Source organism: Pseudomonas sp. MWU13-2862 (assembly GCF_023242495.1).
Taxonomy (GTDB): domain Bacteria; phylum Pseudomonadota; class Gammaproteobacteria; order Pseudomonadales; family Pseudomonadaceae; genus Aquipseudomonas; species Aquipseudomonas gingeri_D.
In genome coordinates, this window is sequence record NZ_JALMEZ010000008.1 from 273,710 (window position 1) to 292,679 (window position 18,970).

20 protein-coding genes are annotated in these 18,970 nt (G+C 62.3%); 10 read left to right on the forward strand and 10 right to left on the reverse strand.

Going from position 1 to position 18,970, the window contains the following annotated elements:
- Window positions 1–23: 23 nt before the first annotated feature.
- From M5C56_RS16810 to M5C56_RS16820, 3 genes are all read right to left on the reverse strand, one after another.
- Window positions 24–1,244 (reverse strand): hemolysin, encoded by a 1,221-nt coding sequence (locus M5C56_RS16810; protein WP_103498843.1) that lies wholly within the window; start codon window positions 1,242–1,244, stop codon window positions 24–26.
- Between the two features lie 184 nt (window positions 1,245–1,428).
- A complete protein-coding gene (locus M5C56_RS16815) occupies window positions 1,429–1,902 on the reverse strand; it encodes a GNAT family N-acetyltransferase (RefSeq protein ID WP_103498842.1) in 474 nt (157 codons plus the stop codon).
- Between the two features lie 14 nt (window positions 1,903–1,916).
- A complete protein-coding gene (locus tag M5C56_RS16820; protein ID WP_103498841.1) occupies window positions 1,917–2,402 on the reverse strand; it encodes a GNAT family N-acetyltransferase in 486 nt (161 codons plus the stop codon).
- 202 nt (window positions 2,403–2,604) lie between these two features.
- On the opposite strand from M5C56_RS16820, the gene M5C56_RS16825 reads away from it, so the two are divergent.
- The 3 genes from M5C56_RS16825 to M5C56_RS16835 are packed head-to-tail and all read left to right on the forward strand — an operon-like array spanning window position 2,605 to window position 4,746.
- The gene (locus M5C56_RS16825; RefSeq protein WP_103498840.1) at window positions 2,605–2,949 is read left to right on the forward strand and encodes a YciI family protein; all 345 of its coding nucleotides are present in this window, start codon (window positions 2,605–2,607) and stop codon (window positions 2,947–2,949) included.
- A 40-nt stretch (window positions 2,950–2,989) separates the two neighbouring features.
- A complete protein-coding gene (locus tag M5C56_RS16830; RefSeq protein WP_103498839.1) occupies window positions 2,990–3,481 on the forward strand; it encodes an SRPBCC family protein in 492 nt (163 codons plus the stop codon).
- Window positions 3,478–4,746 carry an RNA polymerase sigma factor gene (locus M5C56_RS16835; RefSeq protein WP_103498838.1) on the forward strand — a complete coding sequence of 423 codons (1,269 nt, stop codon included), beginning with the start codon at window positions 3,478–3,480 and terminating at the stop codon, window positions 4,744–4,746. The genes M5C56_RS16830 and M5C56_RS16835 overlap by 4 nt, the downstream gene beginning before the upstream one ends.
- A 64-nt stretch (window positions 4,747–4,810) precedes the next feature.
- Here the strand turns inward: M5C56_RS16835 and M5C56_RS16840 are convergent, their stop codons facing one another.
- Window positions 4,811–5,665, reverse strand: a complete 855-nt coding sequence (locus M5C56_RS16840) for a LysR family transcriptional regulator (RefSeq protein WP_103498837.1) — start codon at window positions 5,663–5,665, stop codon at window positions 4,811–4,813.
- Between the two features lie 91 nt (window positions 5,666–5,756).
- Here M5C56_RS16840 and M5C56_RS16845 point away from each other — a divergent pair, with 91 nt between their 5' ends.
- Window positions 5,757–6,188: a multidrug/biocide efflux PACE transporter gene (locus tag M5C56_RS16845; RefSeq protein WP_103498836.1), complete on the forward strand. Its 432-nt coding sequence runs from the start codon at window positions 5,757–5,759 to the stop codon at window positions 6,186–6,188.
- 77 nt (window positions 6,189–6,265) lie between these two features.
- Here the strand turns inward: M5C56_RS16845 and M5C56_RS16850 are convergent, their stop codons facing one another.
- Entirely contained in the window at window positions 6,266–7,174 is a 909-nt protein-coding gene (locus M5C56_RS16850; RefSeq protein WP_103498835.1) for a LysR family transcriptional regulator, read from the reverse strand.
- A gap of 111 nt (window positions 7,175–7,285) precedes the next feature.
- On the opposite strand from M5C56_RS16850, the gene M5C56_RS16855 reads away from it, so the two are divergent.
- Complete coding sequence (locus tag M5C56_RS16855) at window positions 7,286–8,152, forward strand: NmrA family NAD(P)-binding protein (protein WP_103498834.1); 867 nt, start codon at window positions 7,286–7,288, stop codon at window positions 8,150–8,152.
- Between the two features lie 64 nt (window positions 8,153–8,216).
- Here the strand turns inward: M5C56_RS16855 and M5C56_RS16860 are convergent, their stop codons facing one another.
- Both M5C56_RS16860 and M5C56_RS16865 read right to left on the reverse strand, forming a co-directional pair.
- Entirely contained in the window at window positions 8,217–9,830 is a 1,614-nt protein-coding gene (locus tag M5C56_RS16860) for an inorganic phosphate transporter (RefSeq protein ID WP_103498833.1), read from the reverse strand.
- 71 nt (window positions 9,831–9,901) lie between these two features.
- Window positions 9,902–10,924, reverse strand: coding sequence for a transporter (locus tag M5C56_RS16865; RefSeq protein WP_103498832.1), 1,023 nt, complete (start codon window positions 10,922–10,924; stop codon window positions 9,902–9,904).
- Window positions 10,925–11,237: 313 nt separating this feature from the next.
- Between M5C56_RS16865 and M5C56_RS16870 the strand changes: the two genes are divergently transcribed.
- Complete coding sequence (locus M5C56_RS16870; protein WP_103498831.1) at window positions 11,238–12,860, forward strand: methyl-accepting chemotaxis protein; 1,623 nt, start codon at window positions 11,238–11,240, stop codon at window positions 12,858–12,860.
- A 122-nt stretch (window positions 12,861–12,982) separates the two neighbouring features.
- Window positions 12,983–13,435: a hypothetical protein gene (locus tag M5C56_RS16875; protein WP_247263206.1), complete on the forward strand. Its 453-nt coding sequence runs from the start codon at window positions 12,983–12,985 to the stop codon at window positions 13,433–13,435.
- Between the two features lies 1 nt (window position 13,436).
- Here M5C56_RS16875 and M5C56_RS16880 read toward each other — a convergent pair whose 3' ends face one another.
- Window positions 13,437–14,240 carry a putative hydro-lyase gene (locus M5C56_RS16880; protein WP_103498829.1) on the reverse strand — a complete coding sequence of 268 codons (804 nt, stop codon included), beginning with the start codon at window positions 14,238–14,240 and terminating at the stop codon, window positions 13,437–13,439.
- Window positions 14,241–14,573: 333 nt separating this feature from the next.
- On the opposite strand from M5C56_RS16880, the gene M5C56_RS16885 reads away from it, so the two are divergent.
- The 3 genes from M5C56_RS16885 to M5C56_RS16895 all read left to right on the forward strand — a co-directional run bounded on the left by M5C56_RS16885 (window position 14,574) and on the right by M5C56_RS16895 (window position 17,873).
- Window positions 14,574–15,857 (forward strand): MFS transporter, encoded by a 1,284-nt coding sequence (locus M5C56_RS16885; RefSeq protein WP_177102646.1) that lies wholly within the window; start codon window positions 14,574–14,576, stop codon window positions 15,855–15,857.
- A 121-nt stretch (window positions 15,858–15,978) separates the two neighbouring features.
- Window positions 15,979–17,223, forward strand: coding sequence for an OprD family porin (locus M5C56_RS16890; protein ID WP_103498827.1), 1,245 nt, complete (start codon window positions 15,979–15,981; stop codon window positions 17,221–17,223).
- Window positions 17,224–17,543: 320 nt separating this feature from the next.
- On the forward strand, window positions 17,544–17,873 hold the full coding sequence (locus M5C56_RS16895) for a DUF2025 family protein (RefSeq protein WP_103498826.1): 330 nt from the start codon (window positions 17,544–17,546) through the stop codon (window positions 17,871–17,873).
- 5 nt (window positions 17,874–17,878) lie between these two features.
- Here the strand turns inward: M5C56_RS16895 and M5C56_RS16900 are convergent, their stop codons facing one another.
- Together M5C56_RS16900 and M5C56_RS16905 are read right to left on the reverse strand one after the other, a co-directional pair.
- Window positions 17,879–18,202 carry an antibiotic biosynthesis monooxygenase gene (locus M5C56_RS16900; protein WP_103498825.1) on the reverse strand — a complete coding sequence of 108 codons (324 nt, stop codon included), beginning with the start codon at window positions 18,200–18,202 and terminating at the stop codon, window positions 17,879–17,881.
- Window positions 18,199–18,918 carry a CTP synthase gene (locus tag M5C56_RS16905; RefSeq protein WP_103498824.1) on the reverse strand — a complete coding sequence of 240 codons (720 nt, stop codon included), beginning with the start codon at window positions 18,916–18,918 and terminating at the stop codon, window positions 18,199–18,201. The genes M5C56_RS16900 and M5C56_RS16905 overlap by 4 nt, the downstream gene beginning before the upstream one ends.
- Between the last annotated feature and the right edge of the window lie 52 nt (window positions 18,919–18,970).

The window sequence follows — 18,970 nt, forward strand, 5'->3', positions numbered from 1 at the left end:
GCCTTTCCCCAGGCGCTACGTGCTCAGTTGCCGTAACAGCGAATCACCGCCGAATGGGTGGCGTAGCGTCCGGAGAGCAGGATCTTGCCATCCGGCTGCAACTCCAGGTTGGAGAGGTAGCTGGTGGAATCGCCGATGTAGATCAGGCGGCTGATGCCGTTGTCGCCAAAATCAGGGTCCAGTTCGCCGTTGTTCAAGTGGCGCATCAACCAGCAGCGGCTGCCGCTGTTGATATGACCGGCGCTGACGATTTTCCCGTCCTCCTGCACCGCCAGGGCGAAGGCGATATCCAGTTCCGGCAGCTCCCAGGGCACTCCGGCATTGAAGGTGACGTCCAGCTTGCCGTCGGCTGTGACACGGGTGAGCAGGGCGATATTGTGGGACAGATCCGCGGAGCCGGTGACGACGATTTTCTGATCGGGTTGCACGGCGAGATCAAAAAACGCGGCGTGGCCGTCGCGGGCCGGCTCCAGCTCCAGATAGCCGGCGCAACCGAAGGTCTTGTCCGGCAGGCCGGTGGCCCCGTAGCGCATCAGCATGGCCTTGCGGCCGCGTCGGCCGGCCACGATCAGCTTGCCATCGGCCTGGACCTGAACCGCCTCGAACGCGATGTTCGGTTCCGGTGCCGTGACCACGCCGCAGGTGCCGAAGCGCGGGTCGAAACTGCCGTTGCGGTCGAGACGCACGATAACGTCGCGTGCCGACTCGCCCACGGCGCTGTTCCTCAGGGCCAGGACGATAAAACCGTCCTGGGGTTGCACGGTGAGCCGGCGGCCATAGCCGATCCAGGGGGCCGTGTAAGGCAGGGCAACCTGACCGTTGTCGCCGAAATCGGGGTCCGGCATGCCGTCTTCAGTGATACGGGCGCAGAAGACCTGTTCACCGGAGCGGAAGTGGCCGAGCAGGAGGAACTTGTCGTCTTCGTCGAGGACCGCCTTGATCAGTCTTCGGCTGGAACTTCCGAGTGACTGGGCGAAGTCATGATAATAAAGGCCGTCTTCGCTGAAGTCGGCCTGGGTGATACTTTCTGGCTGGTCTTCATGTACGCCGATAAACCGATGGCGGCCGTCGGGCCGCAATAAAGAAGGGCCGACAAAGCCAGGACCTCTTTCTGAAAAAATAACCAGGCCGTCGCGGTGTTCACCAAATTCCAGATCAAATCTTCCGGCGCTGCCCGGCCGTTGGATGGCCGCGGAGGGCGAGGTTTTGGGGGCGCTGTTCGAGATTCGATTTTTTGCATCCATGGGTATTGAGTCCTTTCAGTTTATTAAATGGCTACTTGAGTTAAATAACGGCTTATCAAGTAGCGATGCGCTGGCTGATGCAGCAGCGACGTCATCGATTTAATAACTGGAAGGCGAATTTGCCCAGCGATCAAGTTTTACTGTAAATGACCAACTGATCTCATACTTATGGCCACCGGCAACTTTAAAGTGTCAGGGTCAATCGTCGTTCGCCGCGATAGGCTTCACCGGTATCCACCCAACCCTGTTTCAGGTAAAGACTCATCGCCGCCTGGTTATCGGTTCCTACCGACAGCAGTAATTGACGGACCTGGGGCCAGGCCTGGCGTGCCGCTGCGGGCAAGGCTTGCAGGCAGGCCGCGCCGAACCCCCGGCCTTGAAGCCTTTTGTCGACCTGCAGGGCATGCAGGGTGGCGCTGCCTTTGTCGGCCCAATGGGGGACGAAAGGATGGCGCTTGAGCAACAGGAAGGCCACCGGGGTGTCATGGTCGAGCAGGGCAAAACCGAGCACGCCGTCATGGGGCTCCCGTGGCAGGAAGTGCAGGGCCGCCTGGATATCACCGCAAAATTGCAGCTGTCCGGGGTGGACTTCGAGGGCCGCGAGCTGTTCGCGTTGCAGGGCGCTCAGGTCGTCGTAGCGGGTCAGTCGGGCATTCATGACAATCTCCCGCCTCAGAGTGGCAAGGTCAGCCGACGTTCTTCACCGACCCGCCCGTGAAAGGTCTCGCCGCTGTCGACAAATCCCTGTTTGAGGTAGAGCCCGCGGGCGGCGTCATTGTCTGCGTCGACCATCAGCATCAGCTGGCGGGTAGCCGGCCAGGCGCCGCGAGCGGCGTCCGGCAGGGCTTGCATGCAGGCGCGCCCGAGGCCCTGGCCCTGGTAGTTTTTATCCACTTGCAGGCCATGCAGGGTGCAGACATTGCCGCTGGCCCAGGCCGGTGATGCCGGGGGCCGCTTGAGCAGCAGGAAACCCACCGGCAGCGCATCGGCCAGCAGTACAAAACCCTTCACGTCATTGCCCGTGTGGGCCAGCAGCACCGCCAGGCCCCGGGTGATATCGCTGGAAAATTCCCGTTGCGCCGCATCGACCTGGATCAAGGCCAACTGCTCGCGTTGGGCGGGGGTCAGCGTGACGTAGTCGACAAGGGAAATTCTCACAGCGGCATATCCTGTTTCCGGCAGTAGGGGAGGCCGAATTCTATCGGCTTTAGCGGGATGGATATTATTTTTCCTACGAGTTTTTACGCCTGTCGATTTCCTTTGCTTCCAAGCGACTATTCGTACACTTGCTGATCGTCAGCCGCTTTCGCCAAAGCGCGGAACAGCAGCCATAGTTGTTCGACCGCCCTGGAGACATCCCATGAAATACCTGTGCCTGATCTACAGTAATGAGGAACTGCTGCATTCCCATCCCGACAGCCCCAAGGACCCCGAGTGCCTGGCCTACGGCGAGTCGATCCGGGCCAGTGGTCGCCTGCTCGCCGCCGAGCCGCTGGAGCCGGTGAGCACCGCCACCACGGTGCGCATGCGCGGCGGCAAGCTGTCGATCGTCGACGGGCCGTTTGCCGAAACCAAGGAACAACTGGCCGGCTTCTATCTGGTGGAGGCCCGCGACCTGAACGAGGCCTTGCAGATTGCCGGGCATATCCCGGCCGCGCGAGTGGGCAGTGTGGAAGTGCGGCCGGTGCGGGAACTGAATCTCTGAGCTTTCGAACGGCAACCATAAGAATAAAAGGAGCCTGAACATGAACCGTCAACCGCTGCCCCTTTCGGGAGCTGAACATGAGTTGTCCATCAGTCGCCTGATCGAGGCGCCACGCAACCAGGTCTTTCGTGTCTGGACCGAACCCCGTCTGCTGAGTCAATGGTGGGGCCCCCATGGCATGACCATGCCGGTCTGCGAAATGCAGCTGTGGGTTGGCGGTTCGTTTCGCACGCTGATGCGTACGGCGGAGGGTGTCGAGTACCCTTATCAGGGCGTGTTCCTGGAGATCGCCGCACCGGAGCGGATCGTCTTCACCGACGCCTTTACCCCCGACTGGACGCCCTCGGGCAAGCCCTTCATGACGGCGCGAATCACCCTCGAAGAGGCCGATGGTCATACCTTGTATACCGCCCGGGCGATGCACTGGTCGGCGGAGGAAAAAGCGGCCCACGAACAGATGGGGTTTTATCAGGGCTGGGGTGAAAGCCTGGATCGATTGGCCCTGTTGGTCCGCCAGGGGCTGCTGGATTGACCCTCGAAGTCGAGAGCGTCAAGCAGCAGGTCGAGGCGGTGTATCGCCAGGAATCACGGCGGATCCTGGCGACCCTGATTCGCTTGCTGGGGGATTTCGATCTGGCGGAGGAGGCCTTGCACGAAGCCTTCTTTATCGCCATCGAACGCTGGCAGCGCGATGGCGTGCCGGCCAATCCCCGGGCCTGGCTGGTCTCCACCGGGCGTTTCAAGGCCATCGATGTATTGCGCCGCCGGGCGCGTTTTGCCGCATCCCAGGGGCAGTTGATCGCCCAGGCCGAAGCGTTGGAGCAGAGTGAATGGAATGACGAGGATGTCGAGGACGATCGCCTGCGGCTGATCTTTACCTGCTGTCACCCGGCGTTGTCGGCGGATGCCCAGGTGCCGCTGACATTGCGCGAGGTCTGCGATCTGACCACCGAAGAAATCGCCCGCGCCTTTCTCTCGAGCCCCTCGACCATCGCCCAGCGCATTGTGCGAGCGAAGACCAAGATTCGCGATGCGAAGATTCCTTATCAGGTGCCTTCCCTGGCGGAGTTGCCCGCGCGGTTGGACAGTGTGTTGCGGGTTATTTACCTGGTGTTCAACGAGGGGTATTCCGCTTCCCTCGGTGCCAGCCTGACCCGCGACGAGCTGACGGCGGAGGCCATTCGCCTTGGGCGCCTGTTGCTGGAGTTGCTGCCCGATCCCGAGGTCATGGGGTTGCTGGCGTTGATGTTGTTGCATGAGTCGCGGCGTCAGGCGCGGGTCTCCGAGAGCGGGGAACTGGTGCTGCTCGATGCCCAGGATCGTTCGTGCTGGAACGCGACGCTGATTGCCGAAGGCTGTGGGTTGGTGGAACGCGCACTGGGTACCGGACGTTTCGGGCCCTATGGTTTGCAGGCCGCGATCGCGGCCGTGCATGCCGAGTCGGCGACGGCCGAGGACACTGACTGGCGGCAGATCGTCGGGCTCTATGACCTGTTGCTGCGGGCCGTGCCTTCGGCGGTGATAGAGCTCAATCGGGCGGTAGCGGTGGCCATGCGCGACGGGCCGTTGGCGGGACTGGAACTGGTGGAGGGCATCCTCGGGCGCGGCGACTTGCTGGATTATCACCTGGCGCATTCGGCGCGGGCGGATTTCTGCCGGCGGTTGGGGCGGGTGGAGCAGGCACGGGAGGCCTACCAGCGCGCGTTGGAATTGACGCAGCAGGCACCAGAGCGGCGTTTTATCGAGCGTCGGTTGGAGGCGTTGAAAGGCGCCGAGCGTGGGCCTGGAAATTTGTAGGCGTCGGTCGAGAGTAACGGTGAATGTGGCACCGTAATCGCTGGCAAGCCAGCTCAAGGGTTCGTTACTCCAGCATCCTGGCCAGTAACCAACTGCCCGCCGGCCCTGGTGGATGCAGGCGTGACCAGAGTGCATCCACCGCCACCGGCCTCGGCCAGCCGCGCAGCGGCAGTTCCACCAGCGAAGCATTGTCGAAGCGCTCCACCAGCCAGCGTGGCAGCGGAGCCCAGCCGAACCCGCGCTGGGCCATTTCCAGCAGCATCAGGTAACTTGATGCCGACCAGAAGCGACCCTGGGCACGACTCTCGTAAGGATTGACGATGCTCGCCAGGCGCAGTTCGCGGTGCTGCTGCAGGCAGGCTTGATCGACCTTGGCCTGTTGCGCCAAGGGGTGCCCGCGATGGACGAACACGGCAAATTCGGTGCGTTCATCCACGGTTGCATTGCCCAGGTCCGGCGGGTAGCTGTCTTGCCGTTCGGCAAACGCCACTTGGGCCCGGCCTTGGCGGACCAACTCCACCAGATCGTCGCACTCGGCGATCAGGCACTCCAGCTCGAGGTCCGGGTAGCGGGCTTCGAAGTCGCCCAGGGTGGCCTCGAAACGGTTGGATTGGTAGGTGTCGGAAATCACCACTGTCAGCTTTGCTTCCAAGCCCCCGGCCAATTGGCGCGCGCTCATTTCCAGGCGGTTGCTGGCGGCGAGGATGTCCTCGGCTTTTTGCAGCATGACATGGCCGGCCGCGGTCAGGCCGGGCTTGCGGGTACTGCGGTCGAACAGTTCCAGGCCGAGGTCGATTTCCAGGCTCGCGACTGCGGCACTGATGGTCGACTGGCTCTTGCCCAGCTTGCGCGCCGCCGCGGAGAAGGAGCCCAAGGTCGCGGCCTGGACAAAGGCCTGGAGCATTTCATTGGAGGCCATGAACTATCGCTTTTGTCGATGGTAATCGACTTTTAGTATCTGTCCGGGGGGCGATAATGACAACCCTCGGATATCAATGGAGGCGTCCATCATGACCCCCTGCAAGTCTTTTACCGAACGTGTTTTGCAAGCCATCGGCTTCGAGGTCTTCGCGGTGCTGCTGTGTACGCCGCTGTTTGCCTGGGTGATGAGCAAACCGCTGTTGGAGATGGGCGTGGTGACGATCGCCAACTGTTTTATCGCCCTGGGTTGGAACGTCCTGTTCAACGGGATGTTCGACCGGATGCGTGAGCGCTTTGCCCTGGTGCAGAACGTCTGGACGCGCCTGCTCCATGCCTTGCTGTTCGAAGGCGGCCTGGTGGCGGTGAGCGTGCCGCTGGTGGCCTGGTGGCTGGATCTCAGCCTGTTGACGGCGCTGCTGCTGGATATCGGCGTGCTGCTGTTCTTCCTGCCCTATACCTACCTGTATCACTGGGCCTATGACGGCATACGCGAACGTCTGCTGCCACGCACAACCTTGTAGGAGCAGCCGGTCGACGCTCGATTGCTCGCGAACCGCCGAAGGCGGCCATGCACATTGTCTCGAGACCCCCAACCGCATCAAGCAGCACTCAACCCAATAATAAAATCCAGAAACGCCCTGACCTTGGCCGGCGGCAGATGCCGGGACGGATAAAGGGCATACAGCGGAAAGCGCTCGTCCGGCCAATCGGGAAACAGCTCCACCAGCCGACCCGCGTCCAAGGCCGGACGTACCCCCAGGTCAAGCACCTGGGCGATGGCATGGCCGCTTTCACACAGGCTGTGCAGGGTGCCGACATCGTTGAGCACCAGCCGCGCGTTATTGCGCACATCCACCCGCCGGCCGGCACGGTGAAACTCCCAGGGGAAGGGCCGCCCGGTTTCCGGGTCGCGGAAGGACACGCAGACATGCCGTTCGTCCTCCATGTCCAGCGGTGTCAGAGGTCGCCCGTGGCGTTTCAGGTAGGCCGGCGCCGCGCAGGTCAGCACCCGCACGTCCAGCAGCTTGCGCGCCACCAGGGAAGAATTGGCCGGGTGGCCGAAGCGTACGGCCAGGTCGAAACCGTCGGCCACCACGTCGCCCAGTTGGTCGCGGGTATAGAGCTCCAGGTGCAACAGCGGATGGCGGCTCATGAACTCGCCCAGGGCGGGGCCGAGGATCAGGCGGGAAAAGTACGGATCGATATTGACCCGCAAGCGCCCGCGTACCTGGCTGGCGCTGCCGCTGGCGGCATGGGCCGCTTCTTCGAGGCCGGCCAGCAACGGGGTGACTTCCTCGTACAAGCGACGACCTTCGTCGGTCAGCTTGACCGAACGGGTGGTGCGGTCGAACAGCCGGATGCCCAGGCGTTTCTCCAGCCGGGCGATGGCCCGGCTGACGCCGGAGGCGGTCATGTCGAGGGCTTCGGCGGCCTTGACGAAGCTGCCGCCGTCCACCACCGCGTTGAGTACGCCAAGGCCGCTGGCCAGGTTGGAGTCGAAGCTCATTACTGATTACCAGTCAGTTATTCAATGACATCCATGCTATCGGAGAATCTCGATACGCGGCGGAGAATTCCTCCATCGCGACAGAGGTCGCCGCTTACTGGAGGAACTTGCATGTACGCAGTCATGGGTATTACCGGACAAGTGGGCGGTGCCGTCGCCCGTACGCTGCTCAGCGCCGGGCAATCGGTACGCGCCGTTGTGCGCAGCGCCGAGAAAGGTGCGCCGTGGGCCGGACAAGGCTGCCAGGTGACCCTGGCCGATGTGGATGACGGGCGGGCTCTGGCGCGGGCGTTCAGCGGTGTCGAGGGGGTGTTTATCATGATGCCGTCGAACTTCGATCCGACGCCGGGCTTTCCTGAAGCCCGCCAAGTGGTGGAAACCCTGCGCGCGGCGCTGGAACAGGCGCGGCCGGCGAAGGTGGTGTGTTTGTCGACCATCGGTGCCCAGGCGACCCAGCCGAATCTGTTGAACCAGTTGCAGTTGTTGGAACAGGGCTTGAGCACGCTGGATCTGCCGGTCACCTTCCTGCGTCCGGGCTGGTTTATGGAGAATGCCCTGTGGGATGTGGCGGCAGCGGTGGAAACGGGAGTGATCCCCAGCTTTCTGCAACCGCTGGACAAGCCGGTGCCGATGATCGCCACGGCGGATGTCGGACGCCTGGCCGCGCAGTTGGTGCAGGAATCCTGGAGTGGCAAGCGGGTGGTTGAACTGGAAGGACCGGAGCGAGTGACGCCCGAGCAGATTGCCGGCGGTTTTGCCGAGTGGCTGGGCAAGCCGGTGCGCATGGAAGTGGTGGCGCGTGATACCTGGGAGGATTTGTTCACCTCCCAGGGGATGAATAACCCGCTGCCGCGCATGCAGATGATCGACGGTTTCAACGAAGGCTGGATCGAGTTCGCCGGAACGCCGCGCAAGGGCGAGGTGCCGTTGCGCAGCGTGCTGAAGGATTTGTTGATCCGCAGTGGCGTGTCCGGCTGACGGGCCCCATCGCCGGCAAGCCGGCTCCCACAGGTTTTGTGTTGTGCCATTGAGGCGGTGTGGCTTAGAAAATCTGCGTGAACAACCAGTACAGGCTGCCCGACAACAGGATCGCCGCCGGCAAGGTCAGGACCCAGGCCATCATCAGGTTGCGGATGGTGCGCATCTGCAAGCCGCCGCCATTGGCGACCATGGTCCCGGCCACGCCCGAGGACAAGACGTGGGTGGTCGATACCGGCAAACCGTAGATGTCCGCCGCACCGATGGTCAGCATCGCGACCATTTCCGCCGAGGCGCCCTGGGCGTAGGTCATGTGGGTCTTGCCGATCTTCTCGCCGACGGTGACCACGATGCGCTTCCAGCCGACCATGGTGCCCAGGCCCAGGGCGATGGCCACGACAATCTTCACCCACAGCGGAATGAAGCGGGTGGCGCCGTCGATCTGCTGTTTGAACAACTGCACCTTGCCCTGGGTATCAGCGTCGAAATTGCCGACCTTGTCCTTGTCCATCAGGCGGATGGTTTCGCTGCTCAGGTACATGTCGTTACGCACGTTGCCCATGGCTTCGGCCGGAACCTTGGCCAGCGAGCCGTAACCCTTGACCTCGGTACCGATATTGCCGGCCAGGGCCGCCAGTGACGGGACCACCTCCGGCGTCATTTTTTTGCTTCGCACGTAGTCCGAGAGTATCTGGCGCGGGTCGGCGGGGGCCGGTTGCGGCGCGTTGCGCACCAGTGCTTGTTGGGTGACTTCGGCGACGGCGGCGAACTGCAGCGCCTGGTCGGCCGGCATGGTGCGGTTCAGCGCGTAGGCCATCGGCAGGGTGCCGACCAGGATCAGCATGATCAGGCCCATGCCTTTTTGCCCGTCGTTGGAGCCGTGGGCGAAAGACACACCGGTGCAGGTCAGGATCAGCAGGCCACGAATCCACCACGGTGGCGGCGAATTGCCTTTGGGTGCCTTGTACAGTTCACGGTTCTTCACCAACAGGCGCAGGACCAGCAGCAACAGCGCGGCGAAGAAGAACCCCACCAGTGGCGACACCAGCAGGGCATAACCGATCTTGGTTGCCTGGCTCCAGTCGACACCGCTGGTGCCGTCGCGTCCGTGCATCAGGGCGTTGGCCACGCCGACACCGATGATCGAGCCGATCAGGGTGTGGGACGAAGAGGCCGGCAGGCCCAGCCACCAGGTGCCAAGGTTCCACAGGATGGCGGCGATCAGCAGGGCGAAGATCATCGCGAAGCCGGCCGAGGAGCCGACTTGCAGGATCAGTTCCACCGGCAGCAGGGCGATGATGCCGAACGCCACCGCGCCGCTGGAGAGCAGCACGCCGAGGAAGTTGAAGCAGCCGGACCAGACCACCGCGAAATGCGCCGGCAGGGAGTTGGTGTAGATCACGGTGGCCACGGCGTTGGCGGTGTCGTGGAAACCGTTGACGAACTCGAAGCCGAGGGCGATCAGCAGCGCCACGCCGAGTAGCAGGAACGGTGTCCAGGTGGTGACCACGGTGCCGAAGTCATGCATGTCATGCATCAGGCTGTAGGCGGTGAACAGCAAGCCCATGGCCAGTACCGCGAAAAAGATCACCGCGGTGAAGACGCGGGGTTTGCTTTCGAGCAGGGGGTTGCCTTCGCCCTGGGCGGACGAGGCAGCAGTCGATGAAGGGATGGCCATACCGGGAATCCTTTTTGAGAACGGATGCCAGTCATATTCGTTGCTGAATGTTACAGGCTGACTGCGCCAGATCAGTAATCCTGACGTTTGCGAAACGCCCAGCGCCCGGCCAGCAAGGTGAAGGTCACGACCAACGCCACCAGGATCCAGAAACCTTCCGGGTCGCCCGCCAGCGGGATGCCGCCGACGTTCATGCCGAAGAAGCCGGCAATGATGTTGATCGGCAGTGCCAGGACGGTCACCACGGTCAGGGTGAAGAGGGTGCGGTTGCTCTGTTCGTTGAGGCTGGCGGCGATCTCTTCCTGCAACAGTTTGATCCGTTCGCCGAGGGCTTCCAGATCGCTGAGGATCAGCGAGAACTCCTCGGTGGATTTGCGCAGTTCCTTGACGTCTTCCTTCTGCAACCATTGCGGCGGACGGTTGAGCAGCCGCAGCAACGAGCCCGGCTCCAGGGCCAGCAGGCGTTGCAGGCGTACCAGTATCCGGCGCATGGCACCGAGTTCGGCGCGGTTGTTGCTCAGGCGCAAGGCCAGCAACTGGTCTTCGATCTGGTCGACGCTGGTGCTGGTCTTGCGCACGATCTGGGTCAGCACTTCACCCTGGTCGCGTAGCAGGTGCACGAGCAATTCCAGTGGCGAGCGGAAGCGTTCGCCGGCCTTGACCGAGGAGCGCAGCTTGTCCACCGAGTGCAGGGGTTGCAGGCGCGCGCTGATCAACAGTTTGCTGCGGGCGCAGACCCACAGCGTGGAGATGTCCGAGGAGACCATGCTGCTGAGGTTGAACACCACGTCGTTGACCACCGCCAGCAAGGCGTTGTCGACGTGTTCGATACGGGTCGAGCGCGAGCCTTCGTGCAGGGCCTCGAAAAACTCGTCGGGCAACGACAGGTGGGTCTTCATCCAGCGCTCGCAGGCGGCGTGTGCCAGGTTCAGGTGCAGCCAGAGAAAGGTGTCGGGATCTTCCGGTTGTTGCAGGCAGTGCAGCACGGTGGCCGAGTCGATTTCCTCGCCCCGTTCGCCGGTGCGGAAGCGAAAGCCGTAAAGCAGGCCGAACAGATCCGGGTCACGGTGACTTTGGTCAAGGCTGTGGTTCATGGGGGCTCGCTGGAGGGAAACGCCTGAAACATTTTTTTACAGGTTCGCGGGTTTCATCTTCGCAAGGCTTTTTGATGTTTTTGTGACAGGTGATGTGTAAACAGATGCTTCGAGATTTTTTAACAGACCGGCAGGTATGATGCGCGCCGTTGACCGGTGGTCGGTTTGATTCAAGCGCCGTACTGGCGCGCCGATGGTAGTGATGTTACCCACAGCACTATGTGGCCATGAGCCCGGTTGTCGCTGACAAGGATGTTTCGACTCCTTGCGTTTCCTACAGGGGACGCTTAATCCTTGTTCAGAGATTCCCCCGATGTTGAAAAAATCCCTGAGAGCTCAAATTCTCACGCTCCTGAGCGGCAGCCTGATCGCCATGTTGCTGATCGCGCTGACCTGTTTTCACCTCCTGTCCAATGGCGTCCAGGATTATCGGAACCTGATCGAAGGGCCCTTGCACACCTCGCATTTGATCGACGAGGCCAATGTGCAATTCAAAGCCCAGGTGCAGGAGTGGAAGGATGTCCTGCTGCGCGGCAAGCAGCCGGAGGACCTCAACCGTTACTGGTCGCAGTTTGAAGCGCGTCAGCGCGATGTGCAGGACATCCTCGGTCGTCTGATCAACCAGCCTGGCATGGATGCACGGCTCAAGTCGCAGATCGAGCAACTGCGTGATGCACACCAGGTGCTGGGCAGCGCCTATCTGAAAGGTCGCGAGGCCTATCTGGCCGCCGGGTCCGATGCGAGCGCCGGTGACCAGGCGGTCAAGGGCGTCGACCGCGCCGCCAGCGAGCAGATGAAGAACCTGGTCGCGCAGTTGCGCCAGCAGGGTGATGAGCAGTCGCAGGCTATCAGTGCCCAGGCCGAGCGGACGATCTGGGTCGGCATTGTTGTGCTGGTGATTTCCGGGTTGTTGATTGGTCTGTTGAGCCTGTGGCTGATCAACCGCAATCTGGTGGAACCGATCCGTCGCCTGATCGACTACGTGGCGCAATTGAGCCATGGCAAGTTCGACAACAGGGTGAACGCCGATCGCCAGGACGAACTGGGACACCTGGCGGTAGCGGCGAACACCTTGCGCGACTTCCTGGCCGAAACCTTCAGCCATCTCAAGCGCAGCACCTCGGACCTGGACAGCGCCAGCGGCGAACTGAAGTCGATTGCCGGCCTGATGGCCAACGGCACCCACGAACAATTCGAACGGACCGACCAGGTGGCCACGGCGATGACCGAAATGTCCGCCACCGCCCAGGAGGTCGCTCGCCATGCCGGAGATGCCGCTACAGCGGCGGATGATGCCGATCGCGCGGCCCAGCAGGGCGAGTTGGTGATGCAATCGACCATCGAGACCATTACCCGCATGCGTGGCGAAATCACCTCCACCGCCACGGTCATCCGCCGCCTGGAAGCCGACAGTGGACGGGTCGGCAAGGTGCTGGAAGTGATTCGCGGGATTGCCGAACAGACCAACCTGCTGGCGCTCAACGCCGCCATCGAGGCCGCCCGTGCCGGTGAGGCCGGACGTGGCTTTGCCGTGGTCGCCGATGAGGTGCGCAGCCTGGCCCAGCGCACCGCGGCGTCGATCATCGAGATCAACCAGATCATCCATTCGGTCCAGACCGGTGCGGTGGACGCGGCCCAGGCTATCGAAGGCGGGCAGGCCCGCAGTGAGGAGAGCGTCGAGCAGGTGACCGAGGCCGGGGCCATGCTCGAACGCATCACTACCGCGGTGGAAGCGATCCGCGACATGAACCGTCAGATCGCTACCGCCGCCGAAGAGCAGACCTCGGTGGCCGAAGACATCTCGCGCAACCTGACCGAGATCACCGCCATTGCCAGTACCAACCTGGACAACGTCAAGCGCACCGAGGCTGCGAGCCAGAACCTGCACGGCTTGTCGGGACAGTTGAATGATGTGACGGCGCGCCTCGGGGCCTGATTCGCGGCCACAGGGATGTGGCCTTGTATCGGGACGCTGACACGTGTGATACAGAATCGATCTCAATCATGTTGAAAGGTTGTCGATGACATGACTGCCCATAACTGAATCGGGAGATCCCCATGGTCAGCATTACTTCGGTCACCATTGCCCCAACCCTTACCACCAGCAGCACCAACAAGACCACCGGCACCACCGCTACTGACACCACCAGCACCAGCGCCACCGGGGCTGCGAGCACCACCCAGGCCAGCGGTAGCCAACCGGCGGGCGCCGGCGGCGCCTCCGGTAGCAGCAGCGACAGCTCCAGCACCAGTGCTTCCTCCCAGGAGGTCCAGCAGCTGCAAAAGCAATTGGCCGATCTGCAAAAGCAGCTGCAGCAAGCGGAGCTGCAAATGCAGAAAGCCCAGGACAGCAAGGGAGACCCGGACGCCAAGGCCACCTTGCTCGCGGCCGCGCAGTCGCAGGTGTCTTCCATTGCCGGTTCCATTTCTACCGTCAGCGCTGCCCTGACCACTGCCTTGCAGGCCGAGGGCAGCAGCACCTCGGGCACTTCGGTGAACACCACGGCTTGAGTCAAAGGCTGTGGTTGTGCAGATCGCTCACCAGCATGCAGCCCGGCGCATGGGTAATGCATAACGGTGGGCGTGACGCCTGCACCACCGATTGCGGGGTCACGCCGCAGGCCCAGAACACTGGAAGTTCATCATCGGCCAGCGGCACGGCGTCACCGTAGTCCGGTGCGCCAAGGTCGTGGATGCCGATCAGCCGCGGGTCGCCGATGTGCACCGGTGCGCCATGCACATTGGGCATGCGTCCGGTGATCTGCACTGCCCGAATGGCGTCGGCGGCCTTCAACGGTCGCATGCTCACCACCAGCTTGCCCTGTAGACGTTCGGTGGGGCGGGTATCGATATTGGTCTGGAACATCGCCACGTTGCGTCCCAATTTGACGTGGCGCAGGTCGATGCCGGCCTCCAGCAAGGGTTGCTCGAAGGAGAAGGAGCAACCGATGGCAAAGGCCACCATATCGTCGCGCCAGAGGTGCTTGATGTTTTGCGGCTCCTCGCTCAGTTCGCCCTGGCGATAGACCCGGTAGCGCGGTACGTCATGGCGGATATCGACGCTCTCGCCCAGGTGACGGAAGATCGGGTCGCCGGGTTCGGTGATGTCCAGTATCGGGCAGGCCTGGCGATTGAGGGTGCAGAAACGCAGGAACTCGTCGGCCCAGTCCCCTGGCAAAATCACGATATTGGCTTGTACCCGACCCAGGCCCAGGCCGCTGGTGTGGCCTTGATACTGGTCGGTGGCGATGTGTCGGCGCAAGGCGCGTGGCGCCAGATGGCGCAACTGATCGAAGGACAGCGCAGGCAGGTTCATCGAACGTCTCTCTTGTGTTGGGTCGAGGCCTTTTTAGGGCGCCGCGACCGCCTCGTCCAACGAGAAAATCTGTTATTGCAAACAAGAAAAACTGATGCGCGGTTGCACACGGCACGCCGCTATCCCGGTAGAGGCCATTAAGGGGCCATCAACTTTTCTTATGCATTGACCGGCTTTTTTCCCGTTTGACGCTGTGCCGCTCCGGCGCGAAGAATCCACTCCACGATGTAGCGCATCTGCATCGGTTCTCCACGACAACGCCTTCACAAAAAAACAATGAGGCGTGTCCGTCATCTTCCCTTGCTGCCGCAGGAACCCTCCATGGAACACACCATGACTGACCCCGTGCCTTCAGGGACGCGCCGTGCCGGCCCGTTCGCCTGGTACGCCCCGCTGAGCAAAAATGAAAAGCGCACCTTCTGGAGTTGCAAGATCGGCTATGGCCTGGATGGCATGGACACCCAGATGCTGAGTTTCGTGATTCCCACCCTGATTGCCACCTGGGGCATTTCCAAGGGCGAGGCCGGGTTGATCGGCACCTCGACCTTGCTGGCCTCGGCGGCCGGCGGCTGGATCGCCGGGATTCTCTCCGACCGCATCGGTCGGGTGCGCACCCTGCAACTGACGGTGCTCTGGTTTGCCTTCTTCACCTTCATGTGCGGGCTGGCCCAGAACTACGACCAACTGCTGGTGGCGCGCACGCTGATGGGCTTCGGTTTTGGTGGCGAGTGGACCGCCGGCGCGGTGCTGATCGGCGAGGTGATCCGCTCCCAGGATCGTGGCAAGGCGGTGGGCATGGTGCAGGCCGGCTGGGCGCTGGGCTGGGGCCTGACGGCCCTGCTCTATGCGGGCTTGTTCAGCTTTCTACCACCGGAGCAGGCCTGGCGGGCGCTGTTCATGGTCGGTCTGGTGCCGGCGCTGTTCGTGCTGGTGATCCGCCGGTTGGTCAAGGAGTCCGACACCTTCGAGCAGGCTCGGGACGAGCGTCTGAGCCAGGCTGAAAAGCCTTCGCCCTGGGCCTTCTTCGAGATCTTCGCGCCACGGATGCTCAGCACCACCTTGCGCGCTTCGTTGCTGACCACCGGTGCGCTGGGCGGTTACTACGCCATCACCACCTGGTTGCCGACCTACCTGAAAACCGAGCGCGGCCTGAGTGTGCTGGGCACGGGCGGCTATCTGGCGATGGTGATCGTCGGTTCCTATGTCGGCTACGTCATCAGTGCATTGCTGACCGACGCCATCGGCCGCAAGAAGAACTTCATCCTCTTTGCCGTCGGCTCCATGAGCATCGTCCTGGCCTACACCCAGTTGCCCATCGATAACACCTGGATGCTCTGGCTGGGCTTTCCCCTGGGCTTCTTCGCCTCGGGCATCTTCGCCGGCATGGGGGCGTTCCTCACCGAGCTGTTTCCCACCCGCATGCGTGGGTCGGGCCAGGGCTTCTGCTACAACGCCGGGCGCTCCATCGCCGCGTTGTTCCCACTGTTTATCGGTGCGCTGAGTGAAACCCTGCCGATTGGCGTCGGCATCGGTGTGTTTGCCGCCGGCGCTTACGCGGTGGTGATCCTGGCGGCCCTGAGCCTGCCGGAAACCCGCGGTCGCCAGCTCGAGAGCTGATGTCCGACGCACCTGGGTCCGGCGGGCCCAGGGACTACTGATCCTGACATTTCAACCACATCGGTCGCGATCCCAACGCCCCCGAGAGGGTCGGCTCGCGTCCGCAATAAAGGAGCACACCATGAAGTCGTTCGATCATTTATCACGTTTTTCCGTGCCAGTGAGCGCGTTAGTGGGCTTGGGCCTGCTCTGGGCGCCGGGCGCCCGGGCGGATTTCCTCGCCGACAGCAAGGGGACCCTGGAAGCACGCAACTTCTACTTCAACCGAGATTTTCGCCAGCCGGGCTCCCGGGAAAAAGCCGATGAATGGGCCCAGGGTTTCCTGTTGCGCATGGAATCGGGCTACACCGAAGGCACCGTCGGTTTCGGCCTCGATGCCCTGGGCATGGTCGGTTACAAACTGGACTCGGGACCGGGCACGGCGGGGACCGGCCTGTTGCCGGCGGACACCCGCCACGGCGGTTCCCAGGACAGCTACGGCAAGCTGGCGGCGGCGGCCAAGGTGCGTATTTCCAAAAGCACGCTGAAGGTCGGTAGCTTCCAGATGAAGGACCCGGTGATCATCTCCAACGATACCCGCTTGTTGCCCGGGACCTTTCAGGGCGGTTTGCTGAACGTGCAGGAAATCGACCACTTGAGGCTGACCGGGGGCTCCTTCAACCAGATCCGCTACGTCGACTCCACCGATGATCAGAAGATGACGGCCAACCGTATCGGCGGTTCGAGCGACAAGTTCCAGTTCGCCGGGGCCGACTACCAGTGGCTGCCCAACCTGCTGACCCAGTATCGCTACGGCAAGCTGGAGAATATCTACCAGCAGAACTTCCTGGGCCTGGTGCATAACTGGGACCTGGGCCAGGGCCAGAGCTTGAAGACCGACCTGCGTTACGCCCGCAGTGCCGAGGACGGCAACTTCCGTCCGCTGGATAACCGCGCATTGGGCGGGATGTTCACTTACTCCTTCAAGGGCAACTCCCTGGGCTTCGGCTATCAGCGCATGAGCGGCAAGGACCCGTTCCCGTATATCGGGCACAGCGATCCGTACCTGGTGAACTTCGTGCAGATCGGCGACTTCGCCAATATCGACGAACGTTCCTTGCAGGTGCGTTATGACTATGACTTTGCACAGCTGGGCTTGCCGGGCCTGACCTTCATGACCCGCTACGTGTCCGGTGACAATGTGCAAAGGACGATTCCGGGTGAAGGCAAGGAATGGGAACGCAACACCGATATCGGTTATGTGTTCCAGGACGGGACGCTCAAAGGGGTGGGAGTGAAGTGGCGCAATGCGACGGTGCGTTCGAACTTCGGCAATGACCTGGACGAGAACCGTCTGATCATCAGCTACACCTTGGCGCTCTGGTAAGCGCTTGTAACCAGGACCTTGCGGGAGTCGGCTTGTCCGGCTCGCGCAAGGTCAGCGTGGGAGCAGGTGTCTTTCTTGTCGTGAAGCACCGCGCCGGTCTTGGCGTCGAGCTTGACGTCCCACTTCAGCCCATCAACAACGGATTGCTACAGGGGCTATCGCGAAACCGACACAAACCTGCTCCAGATCCGGTTTTCGGCGTTTTCCTCGGGTATTGTGCAACAGTATTTGTCGCCGATTTCCCCGCCAGAGGGACAGGCCTGTGCCCTGCGTGTAAACCGTCCATCCATGAGCCTTGTGGCTCTGAAGCAGGGTTTACCATGTCGATCACATCCGAGCTTATCTGCCAGGCCGCTGACCAACTCAAGGGTTTTGTCGGCTTCAATCACAAGACCGCCCAGTACATCGTCCGCTTCAGTGAGGACGCCTTCGGCATGGACGTGGCGGATGACGCCATCTTTGCGGCCTGCGAGTTTGTCTGGGTGCCGGCCGCGGAAGAGACCATGAGCCTGAGCCGCGAACGGATTCAACTGCTGCTGGACCAGAACATTGACGATCGGATCAACATCAGCGAACCGCTGCGGGTGTACCAGCGGCGCGTGGATATTCCCGAGATTGTCGCGCTGCGCCGGGCACTCATCGCCTCCTGAGGTGATCAACGCTGGAAAGAGTAGGCCCGTTCGACCTTGCACACCCGGGTATGACAGGCTTGGTACCAGGTTGAACGACCGCCTTCACGGATCTCGCTGTGTTCGGCGTGCTGTTTCCAGGCCAGGATTGCCGCTTCGTCGCTCCAGTAGGACACGGTGATGCCCAGGCCATCCTCGCCCCGGGCCGACTCGACGCCGAGAAAGCCCGGCTGTTGTCGGGCCAGTTCGACCATGCGCTCTGCCGCCTCGCCGTAGCCTTGATCACCCTCGGTGCGCAGGGAGGTGAAGATAACGGCGTAGTAGGGCGGTTGCGGTGTCTGGGCGATCATTGTTGCTGGCTCGCGCAGGCCGCCAGGAATGTACTGGTCAACGCCGGGATACGGCCTTCCAGCGCCGCGAGTTCGGGCTGGAACAGGGTCGCGACGAAGAACGGATGCCCCTTGAGTTCGATCGCGCGCAGATCGCCCTGGGCGTCATGGCCGCCGGCGCGCAGGTCGCCATCGAGCAAGGCGCTTTCGAACTCGGGATTGATGCCGTAGCGGCAGTGATAACCTTCGTGGGTTTCCAGGGTCCCGTAAGCCTTGGCGATCAGCGAGCCCTCGACAAACTGGATACGGTCGTGGGCTCCGACCAGGGAGCAGCTCAATGGCGAAATCACCGCGCGCGCTGAGCCGGGCGCTGTTTCGCCATGCTCGGCATCCGCCCAGCCCAGTACATGGCGCGCATATTCCAGGACGGCATGCTGGAAACCGCCACAGGTGCCGAGGAACGGTCGCTGTTGTTCGCGGGCGTAAGTGATCGCCCGCAATGCGCCTTCCAGGCTGCGGTAGGGGCTGGCCGGTACGCACCAGAAACCAGCAAAAAGGCTCAGGTCGGTCTGTGGTGTGAGGCTATCGGTCGCCAGCCAGTGAGCCCTTACCTCAAGCCCGGCAGCCTCGGCCGCCCGCTGCAGAGCCACGGGAATGGCGCGGTGAACGGTGACCTGTGGGTCGTGATCGCCGATCAGGGCGATGTTCAGGACGGTGTGTGGCGAGCGCTGTTCCATGGGGTTTTCCCTCAGGCTTGTTGATTCCTGGGGCGAACTATAAGGTGGCAGC

Coding starts and splice junctions, on each gene's coding strand:
- M5C56_RS16810 (WP_103498843.1), bottom strand. CDS start 1,244: ATGGATGCAAAAAATCGAATCTCGAACAGCGCCCCCAAAACCTCGCCC.
- M5C56_RS16815 (WP_103498842.1), bottom strand. CDS start 1,902: ATGAATGCCCGACTGACCCGCTACGACGACCTGAGCGCCCTGCAACGC.
- M5C56_RS16825 (WP_103498840.1), top strand. CDS start 2,605: ATGAAATACCTGTGCCTGATCTACAGTAATGAGGAACTGCTGCATTCC.
- M5C56_RS16830 (WP_103498839.1), top strand. CDS start 2,990: ATGAACCGTCAACCGCTGCCCCTTTCGGGAGCTGAACATGAGTTGTCC.
- M5C56_RS16840 (WP_103498837.1), bottom strand. CDS start 5,665: ATGGCCTCCAATGAAATGCTCCAGGCCTTTGTCCAGGCCGCGACCTTG.
- M5C56_RS16845 (WP_103498836.1), top strand. CDS start 5,757: ATGACCCCCTGCAAGTCTTTTACCGAACGTGTTTTGCAAGCCATCGGC.
- M5C56_RS16850 (WP_103498835.1), bottom strand. CDS start 7,174: ATGAGCTTCGACTCCAACCTGGCCAGCGGCCTTGGCGTACTCAACGCG.
- M5C56_RS16855 (WP_103498834.1), top strand. CDS start 7,286: ATGTACGCAGTCATGGGTATTACCGGACAAGTGGGCGGTGCCGTCGCC.
- M5C56_RS16860 (WP_103498833.1), bottom strand. CDS start 9,830: ATGGCCATCCCTTCATCGACTGCTGCCTCGTCCGCCCAGGGCGAAGGC.
- M5C56_RS16865 (WP_103498832.1), bottom strand. CDS start 10,924: ATGAACCACAGCCTTGACCAAAGTCACCGTGACCCGGATCTGTTCGGC.
- M5C56_RS16870 (WP_103498831.1), top strand. CDS start 11,238: ATGTTGAAAAAATCCCTGAGAGCTCAAATTCTCACGCTCCTGAGCGGC.
- M5C56_RS16875 (WP_247263206.1), top strand. CDS start 12,983: ATGGTCAGCATTACTTCGGTCACCATTGCCCCAACCCTTACCACCAGC.
- M5C56_RS16880 (WP_103498829.1), bottom strand. CDS start 14,240: ATGAACCTGCCTGCGCTGTCCTTCGATCAGTTGCGCCATCTGGCGCCA.
- M5C56_RS16885 (WP_177102646.1), top strand. CDS start 14,574: ATGACTGACCCCGTGCCTTCAGGGACGCGCCGTGCCGGCCCGTTCGCC.
- M5C56_RS16890 (WP_103498827.1), top strand. CDS start 15,979: ATGAAGTCGTTCGATCATTTATCACGTTTTTCCGTGCCAGTGAGCGCG.
- M5C56_RS16895 (WP_103498826.1), top strand. CDS start 17,544: ATGTCGATCACATCCGAGCTTATCTGCCAGGCCGCTGACCAACTCAAG.
- M5C56_RS16900 (WP_103498825.1), bottom strand. CDS start 18,202: ATGATCGCCCAGACACCGCAACCGCCCTACTACGCCGTTATCTTCACC.
- M5C56_RS16905 (WP_103498824.1), bottom strand. CDS start 18,918: ATGGAACAGCGCTCGCCACACACCGTCCTGAACATCGCCCTGATCGGC.